At 59.3% G+C, this 21523-nt stretch carries 11 protein-coding genes; 4 read left to right on the plus strand and 7 right to left on the minus strand.

Going from position 1 to position 21523, the window contains the following annotated elements:
- Nucleotides 1–194 precede the first annotated feature (194 nt).
- A complete protein-coding gene (locus tag EO087_RS04365) occupies nucleotides 195–668 on the minus strand; it encodes a hypothetical protein (RefSeq protein ID WP_128897800.1) in 474 nt (157 codons plus the stop codon).
- Between the two features lie 254 nt (nucleotides 669–922).
- Here EO087_RS04365 and parC point away from each other — a divergent pair, with 254 nt between their 5' ends.
- Nucleotides 923–3163: a DNA topoisomerase IV subunit A gene (gene parC / locus EO087_RS04370; protein WP_128897801.1), complete on the plus strand. Its 2241-nt coding sequence runs from the start codon at nucleotides 923–925 to the stop codon at nucleotides 3161–3163.
- A 217-nt stretch (nucleotides 3164–3380) separates the two neighbouring features.
- On the opposite strand, the gene EO087_RS04375 is transcribed toward parC, so the two are convergent.
- The 3 genes from EO087_RS04375 to EO087_RS04385 form a co-directional block, all read right to left on the minus strand.
- On the minus strand, nucleotides 3381–4685 hold the full coding sequence (locus EO087_RS04375) for a choice-of-anchor tandem repeat GloVer-containing protein (protein ID WP_128899804.1): 1305 nt from the start codon (nucleotides 4683–4685) through the stop codon (nucleotides 3381–3383).
- 301 nt (nucleotides 4686–4986) lie between these two features.
- Nucleotides 4987–6558, minus strand: coding sequence for a serine protease (locus tag EO087_RS04380; RefSeq protein ID WP_128897802.1), 1572 nt, complete (start codon nucleotides 6556–6558; stop codon nucleotides 4987–4989).
- Nucleotides 6559–6671: 113 nt separating this feature from the next.
- A complete protein-coding gene (locus EO087_RS04385) occupies nucleotides 6672–8489 on the minus strand; it encodes a trypsin-like serine protease (protein ID WP_128897803.1) in 1818 nt (605 codons plus the stop codon).
- Between the two features lie 489 nt (nucleotides 8490–8978).
- Between EO087_RS04385 and recC the strand changes: the two genes are divergently transcribed.
- Genes recC through recD form a run of 3 tightly spaced genes read left to right on the plus strand, consistent with a single transcriptional unit; the run spans nucleotide 8979 to nucleotide 18221 of the window.
- A complete protein-coding gene (recC, locus tag EO087_RS04390) occupies nucleotides 8979–12608 on the plus strand; it encodes an exodeoxyribonuclease V subunit gamma (RefSeq protein WP_164931761.1) in 3630 nt (1209 codons plus the stop codon).
- Nucleotides 12605–16261 (plus strand): exodeoxyribonuclease V subunit beta, encoded by a 3657-nt coding sequence (gene recB, locus EO087_RS04395; RefSeq protein ID WP_128897804.1) that lies wholly within the window; start codon nucleotides 12605–12607, stop codon nucleotides 16259–16261. The genes recC and recB overlap by 4 nt, the downstream gene beginning before the upstream one ends.
- The gene (gene recD, locus EO087_RS04400; RefSeq protein WP_205744429.1) at nucleotides 16251–18221 is read left to right on the plus strand and encodes an exodeoxyribonuclease V subunit alpha; all 1971 of its coding nucleotides are present in this window, start codon (nucleotides 16251–16253) and stop codon (nucleotides 18219–18221) included. Before recB ends, recD begins: the two co-directional genes overlap by 11 nt.
- A gap of 62 nt (nucleotides 18222–18283) precedes the next feature.
- Here the strand turns inward: recD and EO087_RS04405 are convergent, their stop codons facing one another.
- The 3 genes from EO087_RS04405 to EO087_RS04415 form a co-directional block, all read right to left on the minus strand.
- Nucleotides 18284–18700 carry a type IV pilin protein gene (locus EO087_RS04405; RefSeq protein WP_128897806.1) on the minus strand — a complete coding sequence of 139 codons (417 nt, stop codon included), beginning with the start codon at nucleotides 18698–18700 and terminating at the stop codon, nucleotides 18284–18286.
- Nucleotides 18701–18713: 13 nt separating this feature from the next.
- Nucleotides 18714–20792, minus strand: coding sequence for a PilC/PilY family type IV pilus protein (locus EO087_RS04410; protein ID WP_164931762.1), 2079 nt, complete (start codon nucleotides 20790–20792; stop codon nucleotides 18714–18716).
- A 115-nt stretch (nucleotides 20793–20907) separates the two neighbouring features.
- Nucleotides 20908–21501, minus strand: coding sequence for a PilX N-terminal domain-containing pilus assembly protein (locus EO087_RS04415; RefSeq protein ID WP_164931763.1), 594 nt, complete (start codon nucleotides 21499–21501; stop codon nucleotides 20908–20910).
- Nucleotides 21502–21523: the final 22 nt, after the last annotated feature.

Genomic DNA, 21523 nt, shown 5'->3' on the forward strand with positions numbered 1-21523 from the left:
GGGAGAGGGTGTCGGCAGACGGGTGAGGGGTCCGGGCGAAGCGAGCGATTCAGTTCTCGCACAAGTCTTTGTTTTCGCGCCCTGGCCGCACCCTCACCCCAACCCCTCTCCCGGAGGGAGAGGGGCTCACGCCCTTCTGCGTTTTTCACAAGTTCACAGTGAAGAAGGAAAAAAGCAAGCACGACAGGCGCAAATCAAAAATGTGCGGTATACGACTTCGGCTTCAACGGAAACTGCGGCATATGGATCGTGTAGGAATCCATCTGGCCCAGGTCCTTCCACGTAGCAGTGATCGTATTGCCGCTGTAGCTCGCTTCAATGCGATAGACATGTCCGGCCTGCACATGATCGATCTTCAGCCACGGACGGTTGATCTGGTGCGAATTGGACAACGTGAGCTTGATGACTTGCGTGCCGGGCAGCACACGCACCCACGGCGTCTTGCCACCGTTGAATTTTTCCCAGGTGCTCTTCTCATTCACGCGGGTAATGCCGCAGAGGTACTCGGGCTGCTCGGCGCAGACGACCAGGGCGGTATCGGACTTGGGGTGATCCTTGTCCGAATACCCAAGCAAGGGGCGACGGCCAGCGAACTGCGAGCATCCGGCAGCCAGGACGCAGGCCGCGACAACCGCCGTATTGCGTAGAAAGTGCATGGTTTCGCCCATGTCAAGGATCAGAGCATTCTAGTGTGGTGTCTCGCAAGTAACGTGAATAAATTGCGAGTGGATGTCGTCGCGAGACAAGGCGCGAGGAGGAGTCATAGTGGGCGCTATGGTGACGACGAGCAACGCAGGATCGTGGCGAAAGACGCCGGAATTTGTTCGCGTTACTTGCGAAACACCACACTAGTCTAAGGCCGTCAGCATCTGGCACCATCTCGCCTGCCCGCGACGTCCCCTGCGCCCATACGAACTCCCTTATGAATTTGCAAGCCAATTACGAACAGATCCCGCTCAAGCAATACGTTGAAGGGGCCTATCTCGATTACTCGATGTACGTCGTGCTGGATCGCGCACTGCCTTTCGTGGGCGATGGGCTGAAGCCAGTGCAGCGCCGCATCGTCTACGCCATGAGCGAGCTTGGCCTGGCCGCCCATGCCAAGCCGAAGAAGTCCGCGCGCACCGTCGGCGACGTGATCGGTAAATTCCATCCGCACGGTGACAGCGCCTGCTACGAAGCCATGGTGCTGATGGCGCAGCCGTTCTCGTATCGCTATCCGCTGATCGATGGCCAAGGCAACTTTGGTTCGCCGGACGATCCGAAGAGCTTCGCAGCGATGCGTTACACCGAGTCCAAACTCAACCCGATCGCCGACGTACTGCTGGGCGAGCTAGGCCAGGGCACCGTGGACTGGTTGCCGAACTTCGACGGCACGCTGGATGAACCAAGCTGGCTACCGGCACGCATCCCGCATGTATTGTTGAACGGCTCCATGGGCATCGCCGTGGGCATGGCCACCGATATCCCACCGCACAACCTGCGTGAAGTCGTAAGCGCCTGCATCCGCTTGCTGGATGACCCGGATGCTACCGTGGCCGATCTGTGCGAACACGTGCGCGGCCCGGACTACCCCACCAAGGCGGAGATCATCACGCCGCGCAACGAACTGCTGGCCATGTATCAGAGCGGTGGCGGCTCGATCCGTGCACGCGCCGTGTACACGCGTGAAGACGGCAACATCGTCATCACGGCGCTGCCGCATCAGGTTAGCCCGTCGAAAATCTTGGAGCAGATCGCCGCACAGATGCGCGCGAAGAAGCTGCCGATGATCGAGGACCTGCGCGACGAATCCGATCACGAAAACCCGATCCGCCTGGTGATCGTGCCGCGCTCGAACCGTGTCGATGCAGACGAGATGATGCAACACCTATTCGTCACTACGGACCTGGAAAAGAGCTTCCGCGTCAACCTCAACATGATCGGCCTGGACCGCCGTCCGCAGGTGAAGGATCTCAAGCGCATCCTTACCGAGTGGCTGAGCTTTCGAACCGAAACGGTGACGCGCCGCCTCCATCACCGCCTCGCCAAGGTCGAGCGCCGCTTGCACCTGCTGGAAGGTCTGCGCATTGCCTATCTCCATCTCGACGAGGTGATCCGTATCGTCCGCACCGAAGACGAACCCAAGCCAGTGCTGATGGCGCGCTTTCGCTTAAGCGAAGAACAGACCGACTACATCCTCGAAACCAAGCTGCGCCAACTGGCCCGCCTCGAGGAGATGAAGATCAATGCCGAGCGCGACCAACTGGAAGAAGAACGCGCCAAGATCAACGTGCTGCTGAAATCGCCCGCCAAGCTCAAGGGCCTGATCAAGGAAGAACTGCGCGCCGACGCTGCCAAGTACGGTGACGATCGCCGCTCGCCGCTGGTTCAACGCGAGGCTGCACAAGCGCTAGACGAAAGCGCGCTGGTCGCCAGCGAACCGGTCACCGTGGTGCTGAGCCAGAAGGGTTGGATTCGCGCCGCCAAGGGCCACGATGTGGATGCGGAAGGCTTGTCTTACCGCGAAGGTGACAGCCTGCTCGCCGTCGTCAAGACGCGCACCACGCAGCAGGTGGCAGTGATCGACTCCACCGGTCGCAGCTATTCCACGCCCGCGCACACCTTGCCCTCGGCACGCGGCAACGGCGAACCACTGACCGGTCGCTTCACGCCACCCGCGGGCACCCGCTTCGATGCATTGGCCGCAGGCGACAACGACACTCGCCTGGTGTTGGCCTCCGACTTTGGCTACGGCTTCGTCACCCGTTTTGAAGCACTCACAGGACGCAACAAGGCCGGCAAGCAGATCATCACGCTCAGCGATGGTGCACGCGTGCTGGCCCCACAGATCTCGGTCGATCCTTCGCGTGACCGCATTGTAGTCGTCACAACGGAAGGTCACCTGCTGGTGTTCTCCGTAGCCGAGCTGCCTGAGCTGGACAAGGGCAAAGGCAACAAACTGATCGAGATTCCGAAGGCCAAACTGAGCCGCGGCGACGAGCGCGTGGTAGGCATTGCAGTGGTCACCGAGGGCAAGGGCGAAGTCACGCTATTCGCCGGTCAGCGCAAGCTGACCCTGAAGTGGTCGGATCTGGTGGCATACGGAGGCAATCGTGCTACGCGTGGCGGTGTGCTGCCGCGTGGACTGCGGCGTGTGGAGCGGATCGAGACAACCGGTTAAGGCAACGCTGAATAAGTATCGCCGTCGTCATGACACCCTGCGGGCCTTCCAGGTGTCACCCCATCATTTTAAATTCAAAGCGCCTGGCGGGCTATGAACTCGCCAGGCGGCCATGGATCAAAAAAATGTGACAAGAGACAGGGCAAAACCGGGGATTACCTCAGTGATTTACCTTTTGCCAGCTTGGCTAACGCACTAGGTAGCCCCGAAATTCGCGTCAGAACGAACACAGCACTGTTTCCACGCCCGATGGCGTGACCTTGAACACCGTGCCGACGTTATATGTGCCCCCTGCGGAGGTCGTGCCATAGAAACTGCCGTCCGAACCCTGGATCAGGCCGGCCCGCGGATAACTCGCGTCGGTACCCCCTGATGAGCCGAACGAATACAGCACCGTCTCCGTGCCCGATGGCGTGACCTTGAACACCGTGCCGATTTGATGTGTGCCTCCTGAGTGGGTCGTGCCATAAAAGTTGCCGTCCGACCCCTGGATCAAGTCGCCCAGCGGATTGGCACCATCGTCACTGCCGCCAAAGGCATGTAGCACCTCCACGCCATTGGGTTTCACCTGGAACACTGTCCCGTTGCCATTGACCCCACCGCTATAAGTCGTGCCATAGAAATAGCCATCCTCCCCTTGGATCAGCCCGGCACGCGGGTCGGCACCGTCACTGCCGCCGCTAAAGGAATGCAACACTGTCTCCTTGAGGGAACCGTCACTGTTTACTTCTATCTTGAACGCCACTCCCTTGCCATAGACTCCGCCGGACCGAGTCGTGCCATAGAAATTGCCGTCTTTCCCCTGGATCAGGCTGGCCCGCGGATTGGCGCCGTCCGGGCCTTGAAAGGGATACTCGTGCTGCACGAAGAAGAAGTCACCTGGCTGTGACCTCAGCATCCTGAACACTGCCCCCATAAAACCCTGCCCGGTGCTGTAAGTCGTGCCATAGAAATTGCCATCTTTCCCCTGGATCACGCCGGTCCGCGGATAGGCGCCGGTGAAGGCGTAAGCAAAGGAATACGCCACCGTCTCCTTGACGGTGCCGTCGGGCTGTAATGCCACCATGAACATGGTCCCATTGTTATAGTCTCCGCCGAAACGAGTCGTACCATAGAAATTGCCATCACTCCCCAAGACCATGCCGGCCTGCGGATTGGCGCCGTCGTTGGCCGAATCACCGAAGGAATGCAGCACCGTCACCGTGCCGTCAGGCGTTACCTTGAACACCGTCCCCTTGTCATGGACCCCGCCGTACCGAGTCGTGCCATAGATATTGCCGTCTTTCCCCTGGATCAGGCCGGCCTCCGGGTAGTAGCCTTCATCTTCCTGTTCCAACTGTTGTTTGCCATTTGGACTGGCGGCATGATTCTCGACACCGACTTGAGGGGAAATCTGAAAAGTGGAAAAGGCATGAACCAAGTTACTGTTCGATATGGCCGCTTCACCCGCATGGCACACGATGAAAGGCGAGGCGCATCCGACAATGACGCTCAACTTGAATGCTTGATAGAATTTTGACATGTAATATCCAATATGGGTAGAACTTAGGTGATATGAAGAATCCAAAGAACCAGGTTTTTATCTTGGTTGGATTGTCTAATGCCCCGTCACGAAGAAATCGATTGCGGTGCCCTTTTATTATAACCTGATTCCATACCCCTCCTCTCCTTGGAATGATTCCGTTTGGCCGTCCAAGGAGGTAATCGGCAGCGAAATAGTGACTCCGTTTTCCTGCGAGTACTTGCATGGCGCGCATTCGGGAGTTCGAGTTGTTCAATGTTGGCAACAAACTCTAAGTCAGAGGGTCCTTAAAAGCACCACATTAGTGCCGCGTTGGAGAATAGTCCCAATTTACCGGAGGCCCTGCATTGCCAGCCTGGTCCGTGCCATAAGCGCAAAACCGCCATGGCTGTTTTTCGTCAACTCGCGTCCATTGCCGGGTGAATTGACGATATCCATCTCTGTCACTGCAATCGGTCTGCTCAAGGGCGCCAAACTTGATGTAGAGGTCCACCAGCTCCCACAGCGAAAATGCCGGAATGACCTCCTTTTCCCCCTCCCAGCCACGCTCATGGATGACTGGCGCAATCGTTGGCGGGGTATCATCGATCTGACGCAGCCAGATGGTCGCGGGCTGGTATACCCCCTCGCCCGTGTGAGCACCAAGAACACATATGGCAAAGACACCTTCTTGAGTAGGCAATCCGAGATTGACAAAGGGTTGGCTTGCTGCAGGAATCGGCCCCTGATAGCCGGTTGCGTTGCTGCAATCTATCGACCTGGCTGACCCAACCTTGTACATGATCCGGTCGAAACCGTTGTCGTCGATTCGCAAATGCCAGCGAGCAGGCTGCTGCTGACCATCGATCTCTTCATATCGTTGCGAAATCCATCCAGGTTTGGTTCGCTCTAATTGAATCCCTGTGCCTTTATCAAGCCAGGTGACGTCGATTGTGCCATCGTCTTTTATCGCTCGGGCAATACGATCGACAGGAATGTAATAACTGCTTCCTTCGCGCGAAAAGTCGCCCGTCTCGGTTGGCTCACAGGGACGCCCCAAACCACACCCGGTATAGTCAGGTTCCACCTTCGTATTCAAAATGCCTATGACTGTCGTGCCATCGCGCTTGAAGACAGGTGACCCGGAAGTGCCACCTGCGACCCCCTTGCAATCATTCGGGACGGCAGCCACCCAAAACCAAGGACCAATACCCTCGACAAGAGGCGTAACCCCTGCACTCACTTGGCACAGTGAGTGCCTTAAGAATCGCTCATCCTCGGGAACACCAATGACTGGAATATGGGCTAGTTCAATGGGTGTGCCGGCCGACACAACCGAAGGTTCAAGTTGCAGCGGATGCACCCCTCTAGCCGCCAATTCGCCGTAAGTGGCCTTCAACTGCAATATGGCTAAATCCATGCCCTTCATCGTGGCGTAAACAATATGATCGACCACAACGGAATGATGCTCAGGCGTTGTGTCAATAAAATAATTTGGCGTATATAACCATCCCCCGGGGGCTGGCCGGTTAACGATCACTGTATTGCTCCCCATTTCATCATCGACACAGTGCCCAGCAGTAAGGATGAGAGCCGGCCGATTGGGTGGGGGTGGCGTTTTGCCAGCCACCAATGAGGCCGTACAGTTATAACCTCCTGTCCGCCCAGTCAACAATTTACCGGCCGCGATGAAGCGCTCTGCTCCGGGGTCCGTTGAATGCAACAAAGGCGCCTCATTGCGCGCAGACCCGCTCAGCATTCCAGGTACATGCTGCTCGGATTTGAGTGCGATGTTCGAATGAAAAGGCACGGATTGCGCAAGCGCCGGAATATCTGTGGCACATAGAGCGAGCGCTAATACGATGGCATTGAAAGTCAATGGACACACTTTCATTGTCTCTTCTCCTTATTGGATTACCAATCGATACGAAAGGCTTGCACTGTTGTTTTCAATTCACCACATGGAAGCTCACACCTATTTCCCGACACCAGTGCACGAAGCGCAGATCAATGAGGCGAATCGGATTCAGCGTCGGCAGCCTCATAGATCACCCCAAAGGTCGAGGGCTTCAACCTGGCATGCGTTGAAGTGTTATGGACCACCCCTACCACTTGAGGCTCAACGGTACTGTCATGATCCCATACCAACGGACCACCACTGTTTCCACCCTGCGTGGCGCAGTAAGGCGCAACCAATCCGGGATTCCCCACGTCGCTAATCGCTGGACTATCGCATCGCCGTTGCACGGCTAGAGCATAAGGCCCATCACCGGGTATCCAAGCACTGGGATAACCAAGAATCTTTACGCTGGGAAGAAAGGTTTCATCCTCGCTCATTCGTGGATCAAATCCGCCACCCACGAGTTGCTCTACCGTCACGCTAGGGCCGATGGGGACGTTCTCGGGATATAACCTAGCCACGGCAACGTCATCGTCAGCCCGCCCTCCAGCCCCCTCATAAGGAATAAAGGCCTGCCGCACTGGCCATTTGAGGAGTGGCACTCGCTGCTTACCCGTTGCTGCACCATCGTAAGCAGGCACGAACATCATCATCTCGCGCCAGCCAAAATTTTTCACGCAATGTGCTGCGGAAACGACAAGGCTTTTGCTGCCGGAAGTAATCACGGCAGCCGAGCAGTGCCCCACCCCACCATTGTTGGCTTCTCGATAAAACAATATACCGCTCATACGTGAAAGACGGTGCTCAGCATAGGGAGCCGGCATGCGCACGTAACCTGATTGATCGGCCCCCTCCAACAGCGGCGGCCCCAATAACGGGCGTCCTGGCATGTTATGGCTCGGCCATGCGGCATCCATCCGCTCATCGGTCCAAAATGCCAATACTTCGTCGGGATTTTCCTCGATCGGACTCTTCGCTATTTGGGCAAAACGATAAACAACACCAAAAAGCGATTCCCTCAATCGAGTTTGCGAACCAAAGACCCCTTTGACTACACCCACCACTTCAGGTTGGCGACCATCGACAATATTGGGACCACCACTGTTACCGCCAATATTCGGACAATTAGCAAAGGTGTTCAGAGATGTATCGCCTTGCATGGCCCACGCATGCGCCCAGCAAAAACGCTGCTTTCCATCCAGATAAGAGCCACCTGGGTAGCCGTATATCTTCACCAAATGGAAATCTTCATTTTCCTCGCTGACTTTAGGAAGGAAGCCACCGCCAACCACGTCTTCCACCCGCTCACCGTTGGGCTGGGGAAATACGCTCGCCACGGCGACGTCGGTATCCGTAGTATGGGGCGCATATCCTTTCAGAATGAAGGATTGATTGAGTGGCCATTTCCCCAATGGAATCTGTTCGGCGATATTTTCGGCCGAAGCATTGTAGGCGGGAATAAACAGCACATTCCGAAGCCAGGACTGGCCCGAATAGTTATAGACGCAATGCGCCGCTGTCAAAATCAAAAGCTTGTTCCTAGATATCACCACCGAAGCGGAACACGTGCTCAGCTGACCATCCGGCAGCTCGGAAAACAGCATGCCGGTTTTTACTGCGTAGGGATCATTGATCGTATACGGTGGTTCCACCTGCGCATAGCCAGATGCGTCACCGTCTGGCGTTATCACTTTCTGCGCTATCGGTGGCAAGCTTCCGCTATCTGCTACCGCTTCACGCATGCGTGCGTCGGTCCAAAAATCAAGGACTGCCTCTGCATCCTGTGCTGGGCTTTGAACGACCTGTTCCATAATCCTTCCACTGTTTCCATCCAACTCGTCACATCGCGCCATCGCGGGCGCCACCATCCATGCAGCCGCTATCAACGCACCTGCCATCACACGCAAAAAAAGGTGATTCACCATGAACTGTCTCCGTATAGATCGATGAAATGAACTATTGGTATCAAGTTGACTATTCCTTATTCAACCTAATCTCAATTTTCTATCCATATCAAAAATCGACATATCTTTTTGACTTGATTTGCTGAATCGATCCATCCGCATCGTTGAACAGGCCAAGCGATTGCCACATCTGCTGCTCGTTTTTCATGGCGTCCCTCGTCCATAGCGTTGCGAACCCATAACAGAGACAGGTCAACCGTTCCGACAATGGTTTATCGACTTTGCACGATCAATTGCGAGGAAAACGTGTACGACGATCGGAGGAGGATAGATCGATGTTTGCTCTGAAATGCATACTTTGCAGATTGCTTACCCTCGACAAAGCTAAAATCCACGTATGCCCTTACCACTTCACTTATATGTCCGCAGCAGGCCGTGCAGCCGGGAGGAAGCCATGCGGCTTCAACACCGAAACACTCTCTCCATGATTTCAAGCAAGCGCCACCCATCGTGAGTGGGTCCGGACATACCGCTTACACCAGCCTTGTCGAACCCGGCCTGATGGTGATCCATGGCAATCGCCAGGAAGACCTGCGCGATCTGCTAATGGCCTGGTTGCAGCGAGCTCCACTGCAACCGCTTGAAAACGAAGTGATGCTGGTGCAGAGCAATGGCATCGCACAATGGCTGAAGCTGGCGCTGGCGCGACCGCTTGATGCAGGTGGCTTGGGCGTAAGTGCCGCGGTGGATATGCAACTGCCGGGACACTTCCTATGGCAAGCCTACCGTGCCGCCCTGGGTGAAGCAGCCGTGCCAGCCACTTCACCCTTCGACAAGAGCCGATTGATCTGGCGCCTGCTGCGCTTATTGCCGCATCATCTTGCTGATGCAGTCTTTGCGCCCTTGCGCGGCCTGCTGGGGGATACCACCGACTGGCGGCGGCAACACCGTCTGGCCATGCAGGTCGCCGACCTGTTCGACCAGTACCAAGTGTTCCGTGCGGATTGGCTGGAGGACTGGGAGCAACACCATGACGTGCTGCGCGACAGCGTACGCCAACGCGTGACCGAACTGCCGCCCGCACAATGCTGGCAACCCCACCTCTGGCGTCTGCTGCGAGATGATGTTCCGCCGGAGCAACGCGACAGTCACCGTGCGGCCGTGCATCGCCGCTTTATGCAACAGATGCAGGAGCCCGGCTTCCAGCCTGACCACTTGCCGCGGCGTATCGTGGTGTTCGGCATCACCTCGCTGCCGCAACAAGTGCTGGAGGCGCTGACGGCCTTGTCGCGTTTCAGCCAGGTACTGCTGCTGGTCACCAACCCTTGCCGTCATTACTGGGCGGACATCATCGAAGATCGTGAACTGCTGATGGCCGAACAGCGCCGTCACGCAGGTAAGCCCGGACTTCCGCCAGAGCCGCGCTACGAAGACCTACATTTGCATGCCAACCCGCTGCTGGCTGCGTGGGGCAAGCAGGGACGTGACTTTATCCGCCAGCTCGACGCCTTCGATCAGCCCGAGCGCTATCGCGATCGCTTCGCCTCCATCAAGCGCAGCATCGATGTGTTCGAGAACATCGGCGACGATTCACTGCTGCACCAAGTACAGCAGGCGATACTCGATCTTGAACCTGTTCCGATAGAGCCCGCACGACGCAAACCTTTGCCAGCCGAACGCCAGTCGCTGCATTTCCATATCGCGCATAGCCCGCAGCGCGAAGTGGAAATCCTGCACGACCGTCTGCTGGATCTGTTCGAGCAAGCTGCGCGCGAAGGCCGCCCGCTCGCGCCACGCGATGTGATGGTGATGGTGCCGGATATACGCATTTACGCGCCCCATGTGCAGGCCGTGTTCGGGCGCATCGCGCCGGACGATCCGTGTTACCTGCCCTACAGCGTGGCCGATCAACCGGGCCGTGGTCATTCGCCGCTGCTGGTGGCGCTCGAATCGCTGCTGCGCCTGAGCGACTCGCGCTTTACCGCCGGCCAGGTGCTCGATCTGCTGGATGCACCGGCACTGCGCCGCCGCTTCCATATCGGCGACAGCGATCTACCGATCATGCGCCGCTGGATTACCGAATCCGGCATACGCTGGGGCCTGGACGGCGAACAAAAACAAACGCTGGATTTACCCGCCGACGAACACAATAGCTGGCGTTTCGGCCTGCGCCGCATGTTGCTTGGCTACGCCAGCGGCATTGCGCCGGCACTGCACGATATCGCACCGTATGCGGAAATCGGCGGCCTGGATGCCGCACTGCTCGGCCAACTGTGCGAGCTGCTGGATACGCTGGAACATTATTGGCATGTGTTCGCAAAATCTGCCACGCCGATGCAGTGGAACGAACACCTGCGTCAACTGTTGCGCGATTGCTTCGATCCACGTGGCGACGATGCTGACACCTTACGCATCGAGCGTCTGGAAGAAGCGCTGGACAGCTGGCTGGATGCGTGCAGCGAAGGCAGCTTCAGCCAGGCCGTGCCCATCAGCATCGTCGGCGAAGATTGGTTGCAGGCGATTGACAAGCACCAGTTGTCGCAGCGCTTTATGGGTGGCGCCGTGAACTTCGGCACGTTGTTGCCGATGCGCGCCATTCCCTTTCGCGTGGTGTGCCTGCTGGGCATGAACGACGGCGATTATCCACGCCGCGTTTCTCCGTCGGATTTCGACTTAATGGCACTGGCCGGCCAACATCGGCCCGGCGACCGCTCACGGCGCGAGGACGATCGCTACTTGTTCCTGGAAGCCATGCTCTCGGCACGCGACGTGCTGCATATCAGCTGGGTCGGTCACAGCGTGCGCGACAACAGCGAACTGCCGCCGTCGGTGCTGGTCGGCCAATTGCGCGACTACCTCGCCGCAGGCTGGCAGTTGCCGCAGGACAGCGATGTGCTGACCGCGATCACCACCACGCACCCCCTGCAGGCATTCAGCCCGCGCTATTTTTCCACCGATGCTGACGACGCATCGCTCTATACCTATGCCTGGGAGTGGGCGCGCGCACGCCGCGCCCCCCCGCCTGCCGATACCGGTACGCTGGCGCCCTGGCAGGCCGAAGCGACGCTGGATATGGCACAGCTGCAACGCTTTCTGACGAACCCGGCGAAGCTGTTCTATGCCGAGCGCCTTAAAGTGCGCTTCGACGAGATGGATACCGCCACGGAAGACGACGAACCCTTTGCGCTGGATCGGCTTGAGCAACACCAGATCAAGCACACCTTGCTGCAAGCGGCGCTGGCCGTCGAAGAACGTGACGCCTTGAACGTGTTGACCGAAACCACACAACGTTTGCGCCAGCAAGGCGTACTGCCGGCCGGCGGTTTTGGGGCTTTGGTGACGGATGAGCTTGGCAACGATGTGCGAGGCATCCTGCAGCGCTGGCACGCGGCTTTGGCGCATTGGCCAAAGCAACTTGAAGCGCGTGAGTTGCGATATACCTCCATCCCCCGTCATCCCGGCGAAGGCCGGACGCAGCGCGAAGCGCGAAGAACGTCCGAAGGACGGCCCCGAACAGGGGTGAGCGAAGCGAATCACCCAGTGTCTTTGGACACGCCAGGTGCAAGTCACTGGGTCCCGGCCTTCGCCGGAACGACGCAGGAATGTCACGTAGACGGCTGGCTCGACGATCTACGCAGCAGTGCGGACGGCGACCTCACTCGGCTGTTACCGGTAGCCGGCAATCTGCGCAACGGCAAACACCCGCGCTACGACAAACTGCTGCAGGCCTGGGCTTTGCAGCTACTGGCCAACGCCAACCACATCGCCCTGTCCACACGCCTGTTTGCCGCCGATGCAACCGTCGCGTTGCCGGCACAGTCACCCACCGACGCTGCCGCACAACTGGATCAGCTGCTGCACGCGTGGCATGAAGGCATGCAAACGCCCTTGCCTATCGCACGACGCACGGCCTTCGCCTGGCTGCTGGCCGAAGCCGCCGACAAAGATGCGGCAGCGGCCGCCAAAACCACCTACGAAGGCAGCCATGCACCCATGGCACCCCGCGGCGAAGTGGATGACGAACCCTGTTTGGCACGCACCTGGCCAGACTTTGCCGCACTCCATGCCGCCGGCTTCGAGCACTGGCTTGCCGTGTATCGACCTCTGCTCGACGGTGCCAAGCTGGAGACCGAGGCATGAGCACGGCCGCTGCACTCGATCCCCTGCGGTTACCGCTGCAAGGCATCCAACTGATCGAAGCCAGCGCGGGCACCGGCAAAACCTGGACCCTTGCCGCTCTGTATCTGCGCCTGGTGCTCGGCCACCGTGGACAACCACCACGCTTGCCGGCGCAGATTCTGGTAGTCACCTTCACGCGTGCGGCCACCGCCGAATTGCGCGAGCGCATCCGCGAACGCCTGGCCAACGCCGCCGCCGCGTTTCGCGGGCAGCACAACGCGGACGATTATCTGCAAGGACTGATCAACGACTATCCCGATCCGAACGAACGCGCCGCCGCCGCACGCCAGCTCGACCTGGCCGCGCAATGGATGGACGAAGCGGCGGTCTACACCATTCACGGCTGGTGCCAGCGCATGCTGGCCCAACATGCGTTCGAAGGTAGCGAAGCCAGCGACGAGGTGGCGGACGATAACGCACGCCTGGCCGAAGCCGCGCGCGATTATTGGCGCCGTTTCTATGCCGGACTATCTCCGGACGATGCCGCCTGCATTGCCAAGGAATGGGAGCATCCGCAAGCCCTGCAGCAAGCCGTGAAGCCGCTGCTGCGGCTATCGGTCGAGCAACTGCGCATCAACGAGCGGCCGTTGCCGAATATCGACGATCTGGTACAAGCCCTGCATCGCCACGAAGCACCGCTACGGGAAGCCGAACAGCACGCACGCCAGCTGTGGGCGCAAGACACTGATGCGATCGAACAGACGCTGCTTGCCGCGGCACGCAGCAAAGCCTTGAAGAACACCAGCTTCAATCCGGAGCATTTGGGGCAGCATATGGCTGACCTGCGCGCCTGGGCGAATGGCGCGGCGTCGGATAAGAAACTGCTGGAACGCTACACGCAAGCCAAGCTGGATAGTTCGGCAAGCAAGAACAACACAGCACCCAGCCATCCCGCCTTCGCCGCTGTGCAAACCCTGGTCGACTTGTTGGCAACCCAAACATCGCCGCGACCGCTGCTGCTTGCACACGCCGCGCCCTGGATCAGCGCACGCGTCGAGATGATCCGCCAGCGCCAAGCGCTGCCCAGCTTCGACGACATGCTGCGCCAGCTCGATGCCGCCTTGCAGGGAGCGCATGGCGCGCAACTGGCCGAAAGCATCGCCGGGCAATACCCCATCGCCCTGATCGACGAATTCCAGGATACCGACCCACTGCAATGGCGCATTTTCCAGCGCATCTACGGCGCGCGTGACAACACCGGACTGTTATTGATCGGCGATCCCAAACAGGCGATTTATGCCTTTCGCGGCGCAGACATTCACACCTATCTGAGCGCGCGCGAGCAGGCGCACTCGCCGAGCTGGACGCTCACCACCAATTACCGTTCCACCTCCGGACTGGTGGCTGCGGTCAACCGCATCTACCAATTTGCCGAACAGCAACCGCTCGGCGCCTTTGCCTTTGGTCGCGATGCACACGGCCTGCCGTTTACGCCGGTGCACGACAGCGGACCCAAGCGCCGTCTGCATCGCGGCGATGAGCCCCTACCCGCGATACAACTGACGGTATTGTCCAACGAGCACGTGTTGAACGGCGGCACCTACATGGAACTCGCCGCCGAACATGCCGCCGCGCATATCGTGGATCTGCTCAAGGCCGCGCAAACGGGACGCTGCGCGTTTGTGCAGAAAAATGCAGCGCCTACGCCTTTACGCCCTCGCGATATCGCCGTGCTGGTACGCGGTCGCGGCGAAGCGGCCGTCATGCGTACGGCTTTGCGTCGGCGCGGCCTAGCCTGCGTCTATCTGTCGGAACGCGACTCGGTCTACGCCTCCGCCGAAGCCGCCGATATGCTGCTGTGGCTGCAAGCCTGCGCCGCACCCGCCTCCGACCGCGCCATGCGCACCGCGTTGGCCAGCATCACCATGGATCGTAGCCTGGCCGAGCTGGATCGACTCAATCACGACGAGGCGTATGGGGAGCAATGCGGCGAACGGTTCCGCCAGCTGCAAGCCACCTGGCAGCGGCACGGCGTGCTGGCCATGCTGCACAACCTGCTGCATGCCTTCGACCTGCCAGCGCGCCTGCTGGTCAAACCGCACGGCGAGCGTGTGCTGACCAACCTGCAGCACCTGGCTGAATTGCTGCAACATGCCGCTATCCAGCTGGATGGCGAACATGCACTGATTCGCTACCTGACCTTGCAGATCCATCGTGCCGACGACGGCGAGGCCGACACCCCCGACGAACAAGTCGTACGTCTGGAAAGCGAAGCCGATCTGGTCAAACTCGTTACCATCCACAAGTCCAAGGGTTTGCAGTATCCGCTAGTGATGCTGCCGTTCGTGTGCCGCATGCAGGAAGCCGCCAGGCAAGGTTTGCACCCGTGGCACGACGAGCAAGGCCAGAGCTGGATCGACCTGGAACCCGATGACCATGTCCGCGCGCAGATCGACCGCGAACGCCTGCAGGAAGATTTGCGGCTACTGTATGTCGCACTCACGCGCGCCGAACACGCCTGCTGGCTGGGCGTGGCCTGCACAATGGACGGACGCAGCAAAACACCCATGCTGCCCCGCTCCGCGTTCGGCTATGTGCTGGCGGGCGGCGACGCCATCGAGCCCGCAACCTTGCTGCCACGCTTGCAGGCATTGCGTGGCGACTCGCCGGACATCACCATTCACATCGCCACCGAGGCGCCCGGCACGCAGGTTTACCGGGCACAAGCAGCATCGCAAGCACCACGCCCGGCACGCAGTTGCCGACTGAACCTGCCCGAACCATGGTGGATCGCCAGCTACAGCTCGATTGCCCACAGCAGCGGCGAAACACAACGTCCAACCGCGCCCGAAACCGCCGCCCAGGACGTGTTGACGGAAGCCGCCCGCGAATCTGTCGAGGGCAACCTGCCCGATCGCGAACAAGGCATTCACGCCTTTCCGCGCGGCGCCGAAGCGGGCACGTTTCTGCACGATCTGCTCGAATGGATTGCCGAAACAGGATTCGCCACGGTATCCGTCGATACCACCGCGCTGGAACAACAGATAACGCGCCGTTGCCAACGACGCGGTTGGCAACAGTGGACCGCACCGCTGAGCCAATGGTTGCCCGCCTTGTTGCATACGCCCCTGCCCTTACCCGACGGCAACCGCTTGACGCTTGCCGCACTGAAGCAGCGCCGCCACTATCAGGCCGAGCTGGAATTCTGGTTCGAGGCCAACCAGGTCGATACGCAACGCCTCGATCAGCTGGTCACGCGCCACACGCTGGATGGCGCCCCACGCACCGCGTTGCCGCCCAGTCGCATCAACGGCATGCTCAAGGGCTTTATCGACCTGATCGTCGAACACGAAGGGCGTTATTACGTGATCGACTACAAATCGAACTGGCTGGGCGACAGCCACGCCGCCTACACGCCTGCCGCCATGCGCGAGGCCACACTGCACGCCCGCTACGAGCTGCAATACGCCATTTACACCCTGGCGCTGCATCGCCAACTTCGCGCACGGCTGGTCGATTATGACTATGAGCGCCATGTCGGTGGCGTGCTTTATCTCTATTTGCGCGGGGTCGATCACGCAGGACACGGCGTGCACAGCGAACGCCTGCCATTTGCATTGATCGATGCGATGGATCGCCTGTTCGCGCAAGGAGCACGTGCCGATGTCGCGTGAGACCATGCTTGTACTGCTGATCGATGCGACGGCGCGATACCTGCTGCGTCCGCTGGATCTGGCTTTTGCCCGGTTCATAGCGGAACGCGATCCAGCCGCTGAACCGCGCCTGTTGCTGATGGCTGCACTGGCAAGCCGCTTGCTGGGCGATGGTCATCCCTGCCTGGATCTGCAAGCGCTGGATGCCCTTGCAGCAGAACATGCGTGGCCTGAAGCGTGGGTCGATTTGCTCGCCAATCCTACCCCACCCGTTTCGCCTTTGTTGGCCAGCGCCGATGGTCTGCCAACGAATGCGCCACTGGTGCTGGATCGGCACCGACTCTATTTGCGGCGCTACTGGCAATACGAATGCGGTGTAGCGCAGGGGATTCTCGGCAGGCTTCACGGCAATCCAACACCTATCGAAGGCTTGCGCGGCGAACTGCAACGACTATTTCCTGTTGCCGACAGCCACCACATCGAGTGGCCACGCGTTGCGTGTGCGCTGTCTGCGCGTGGGTCTTTCAGCGTCATCACGGGTGGGCCAGGTACCGGCAAAACCACCACGGTGGTGCGCTTGCTTGGCCTGCTGCAGACACGGCATCTACGCGAGCGATCTGCACCGTTGCGCATACGCCTGGCCGCACCGACTGGCAAAGCCGCCGCACGCCTCAACACCTCCATCGCCCGACAAATCGAGCGACTGGATGTTTCCGAAGCGGTGCGTGCAGCCATTCCGCAGGAAGTGGAAACCCTCCACCGTCTGCTGGGAGCACGTCCGGACAGTCGCCGCTACGCGCACCACCAGCGGTATCCGCTGCATCTGGATGTATTGGTGATCGACGAAGCCTCGATGGTCGATCTGGAAATGATGGCTGCGGTACTGGACGCCCTGCCCTCGCATGCCCGGCTCATTTTGCTGGGTGACAAGGACCAGCTCTCGTCGGTGGAAGCTGGCGCCGTGCTTGGCGACCTGAGTCATCGCGCGGAGCAAGGGCACTACAGCGCAGACATTGCGAGCTGGCTACATGACACCTGCGGCGATGATGTCCGCGCATTTGTGCACGACGATGCACAACCACTGGATCAACATATCGCCATGCTTCGCCGTAGCCACCGCTTCGGTGCTTCCAGCGGTATCGGCTGCCTGGCGGTTGCCGTGAATGCGGGTGATGCACAACAAGTGCATGCCCTGCTCGGCTCACGCGCTGAAGATATCGCGTGGTTTTCCTCGGGTGCGGCCGACACACCGCTGGCGATCATCGCCATGAATGGGGATGCCGATCGCTTCGAAGCCGCACCATCCGGCGATGCACCGCAGGGTTTCCGGTTCTACCTCAACCGCCTGCAACGCCAGCGGCCTTCCACGCATGAGGGCCTGCTCGCGCATCAAAGCTGGGCGCACGACGTGCTGGAAGCCTTCAATCATTTCCAGATGCTGTGCGCCGTGCGCCAGGGGCCGGCGGGTACGGAGCGGCTCAACCGGGACATCGCGGCCACGTTGTGGAACGCTGGGTTGATCGAATCCGATCGCGGCTGGTACGAGGGCCGTCCAGTGATGATGATACGCAACGATTACAGTCTTGGACTGATGAACGGCGATGTCGGTATCACACTGCGCATGCCAGGCTCGGATGGGGTCTATCGCCTGTACGTGGCCTTCCCCATGACGCGTGGATCATCGTTGACCGTTCCAAATGGAGGTGATGCGCAGGTTCGCTGTGTATTGCCTTCGCGGCTTGGCGATGTGGCAACGGTCTATGCGATGACCGTGCACAAATCGCAAGGTTCGGAGTTTGAGCACACCACTTTGGTACTGCCTGACGATGCATCGCCGATTCTTACCCGCGAATGGCTCTACACGGGCATCACGCGTGCACGCCGCCGGCTGAGCCTGATTGGCACGCTATCCAGCGTGGAGCAGGCGTTGACGCAGCGCACGCGGCGTTATTCGGGGTTGGCGGAAAGGTTGGCGTTTTGAGGCTCCGGAACCGTCTCTCGCACGTTAAGGCAACGCGAATCAGTTGCCCTCAAACAATCCCATCACCAACACCTGCCATTGGCATTGGCTTGCGCGTCATCACGCTCGGGCAACTTATTCCCCCTGTTATCGATGGACAGGCTGCCACATACGTCCACCGCTTGAGTCCGCACAGGTATTGCCCTTGCGACGAACGACCGCGCATCGTCGTCGACCTCCAGAACCAATTCGTAATACCCATTGGGGGATGTCGCCGGCTCGGTATAGCCCCATTGACTCAGGTCATCGGTATAACGGTTGTAGGTGGCATACCAGCGCTCCTGGCCATGGGCAACGGCCATCAAAGCCTGATGGGCATCCGCACGATGCGAACGTAGTACGTAACGACTGTACGACGATGTCGCAAGCGCCGCCAAGATGGCGACGATCGCCACAACGATGATGACCTCCAGTAGCGTAAAGCCCCGCGGACGCTCCATCACCTTTCTCCTTTCAATAATCGGGGGTCAACAGGGACCATGAACGTCGACGCCAGATCGGGCTGCCGAGAGAAAAGGGTTGCTTTAGTTCATCGTTTCCACCCTTCAGGTGGATGCCTGGCAGGATCAGCTTGCCGCCACCTACCGCCGTTGCGATAGGCAAGCTGCCCATACTGTGAGCTTGATTCGTCACGCCGCCAACATACGAGATGCCACCAAGCGAAACGGTGTTGCCTGGGCCGCCGGTTGCTGCATCGACCGCCATCACGGCACCGAAAGGAGCATCGCCATCCGGTATCAGGGTGCTGAAGAGCACACTGCCAGTGTTGAACAAGGCTGTTGGCGTTGCCACGACCCGTTCACCGGCCATCACATCCAGGTCGATGTACCAGCCACGTGCTGTCTGCGACAAAGGTTCGGATGTCAGGTTGCGGAGCAAGGCATCATTCACCGCAACCTGACGCAGGATTTGCGCTTGCAAACTGTCGCGCGTCACCGTGATGGGGTTGCCGCGGCTATCCACGTTGTCTCGGATGCCATACAAAGATTGCACAGGGATATCCGCCGACTTGTCGCTTACCCCGAGATATTTGCCAGTGCCAAATACGACGATAAAACGATGGGTGTGCGGGTCAGCGAAGAGCCGGGGCATGACAGTGATGGGTTGGGCGCCTTGCACCACAGGCCGATAGGCCAGCGTTATTTTCCAGCCAGACGGGTCCGGTGCCGACAAGTCGAAGCGCCACAGGTTGCCGGCAAGGTCACCGGCAAAGGCTATGTCGTCGACCTGGTCATCGTTGTAGTCACCAAGGACTGGTGTGGTGAGGCCGTAGCTGGTTACGCCATCGATGTGGGTCGGCGTCTTGAGTTCACGGATGACTTCGCCCGTTTGCGCATCCAGCACGAACAAGGCGCTGTCGTTGGCGGGCGCTTGCGTTGCCGCTTCCTCGCAATGCGCAGGCTTATCAGGCTTGCTGCAGTCAGGGAAATAGCCACTGGGAATGAGTACCGCCCAGCGACCATTGGCCAGCCGTGCCATGGCCGGCTGCCCATAGGTATAGCCAAGGTCTGCCGGATAGTAGGTTTCGCCTGTACTAGATGTGCCCGCTGTGGCATCGGCATCGAATTCCCAAAGAAACGTGCGCTCGGGACGTGCCTCGCTCACCGTGGTCGGATGCGTGATATCCAGCGCGTAAACGCCACGCCCCCCCAGCCTCACACCACCCACTAGCAAGGTATGCCATTCGTGTGAACCTTGCTCGCTGAAAAATACGTCACGCATGACAGGCGTAGCGTCCACCGTGGGCTGGTACTGAAAATCCGCTTTGCTGGTAAGGTTGCCGAGGTTGGCATACACGGCGCGCGGCACATAGGCCCAAAGCTCTTTTCCCGCACCAGCGACTACCTCGCACTGACCTTGCGCATCGCATGTCGGAACCGGCGCGTTGAACGCATGCAACATGCCGTCGTTGGCACCGATATAGACCACGGGCGAACGCTTGGCGTTGTCGGCCACGAATTGCTGATAAGTCTGCGCGCCTGCAGCCATCTCAGGGGCCGGGACGGAGACGTTCTTGATCCTGGTTGGCCAGCTATCGGTGTAATGTCCGGTGGCATCATCCACATACACGGTTTGAGTGTTGATGATCGCCCCAAGCAGACTGCTGCGCGTACGCATCACGCCATCAAACTCATTGACACGTTCACCACGAAGATACCCAACACGCGCCGCAAGTGTGTCGGCAGTGCTCTTCCCGGACTCCGGCGACATCAGTCCAGTGGTTTCCTTTGCATCAAAGGCGGATGCTGGCTCAAACGCCATGGCGGCCACGTTGCCGACCGCATCGGTGGCGGCAGTAAGGATGATGCGATGTCCGGGCGACGTCACGGCTGCATCCGTCAGCATGGCGCCAGCGTTCCAGATCACGTCGGCCGGTGTTCCATCCACGTTCAAGCTGACGGCCTGCAGGACACCCGACCAATCCGCGAAGTTGTAACCACCTCTGAACGCAAGCAAACCTGCCGCCAGAACACTCCCGTTTAAGCCAAGCACAGCCAGTGACGGCACCGCCTGTGTGCGATCCAGTGGCAAGGGACTAAGTTCCACGGTACCTGAAAGCGATTTTTCCGCGGCAACACTTGCGTCAAGCCACACAGCAAGGCACACCAGCCATAAATATCTGCTTCGTTTACGCATAACCAAGACTTCAAGGACTTGCCGGTGCACTGAAGGTGCTCTGCACCACACTCACGCTCACAGGGTTGCCACCGGCACCCCGTGCGGTGATGCGATAGACGTGAACGTCCACCTCATCCGCACCACGGTTGTTGGGCCCCGTGTTGCCGGATTCGTGCAAGCTGCCCACCCCAGGCGGTCGCTCACTACCAAGGTCTTCGATCAGGTATACGGGATTTCTGGCGAGCACAGCGGTCGGTTCCCCGTTTGTGTCCATGTACCCCGCGAGCATCGGCCCGGCGTAGCTCTTGCCAACGTTCTCCACCCACCCGGAAGCCTTCTGAAAGGTGGTCACGACACCCCGAGCACCATAAGGAGCACTTAGCGCGCGGTAGATAATGCAACCATCATCCGCGGAAATTCCGCCTTCCTGGCAATGCAACCGGACACCTGCGTGGCTGGCGATCGACCAGATCTTGTACTCCGCCCCCCGTAGCGCAGTTTCGGCACTCATCCTGGCTTGTTGCGCACTGCGCAAGCTGCCGGCCATGCGTTGTTGCAATAGGGAACGCTGGGAAGCACTGATGGCTAGCATGGTTATCAGCAACAGGAAGATCAGTGCCATGACCAAGGCAACGCCACGTTGT

Source organism: Dyella sp. M7H15-1, assembly GCF_004114615.1.
Classification (GTDB): Bacteria; Pseudomonadota; Gammaproteobacteria; order Xanthomonadales; family Rhodanobacteraceae; genus Dyella_B.

Excerpts from the sequence above, each read along its gene's own strand:
- EO087_RS04405 (WP_128897806.1), bottom strand. The coding sequence starts at position 18,700 with ATGGAGCGTCCGCGGGGCTTTACGCTACTGGAGGTCATCATCGTTGTG.
- EO087_RS04365 (WP_128897800.1), bottom strand. The coding sequence starts at position 668 with ATGGGCGAAACCATGCACTTTCTACGCAATACGGCGGTTGTCGCGGCC.
- EO087_RS04380 (WP_128897802.1), bottom strand. The coding sequence starts at position 6,558 with ATGAAAGTGTGTCCATTGACTTTCAATGCCATCGTATTAGCGCTCGCT.
- EO087_RS04385 (WP_128897803.1), bottom strand. The coding sequence starts at position 8,489 with ATGGTGAATCACCTTTTTTTGCGTGTGATGGCAGGTGCGTTGATAGCG.
- EO087_RS04415 (WP_164931763.1), bottom strand. The coding sequence starts at position 21,501 with ATGGCACTGATCTTCCTGTTGCTGATAACCATGCTAGCCATCAGTGCT.
- EO087_RS04375 (WP_128899804.1), bottom strand. The coding sequence starts at position 4,685 with ATGTCAAAATTCTATCAAGCATTCAAGTTGAGCGTCATTGTCGGATGC.
- parC (WP_128897801.1), top strand. The coding sequence starts at position 923 with ATGAATTTGCAAGCCAATTACGAACAGATCCCGCTCAAGCAATACGTT.
- recD (WP_205744429.1), top strand. The coding sequence starts at position 16,251 with ATGTCGCGTGAGACCATGCTTGTACTGCTGATCGATGCGACGGCGCGA.
- recB (WP_128897804.1), top strand. The coding sequence starts at position 12,605 with ATGAGCACGGCCGCTGCACTCGATCCCCTGCGGTTACCGCTGCAAGGC.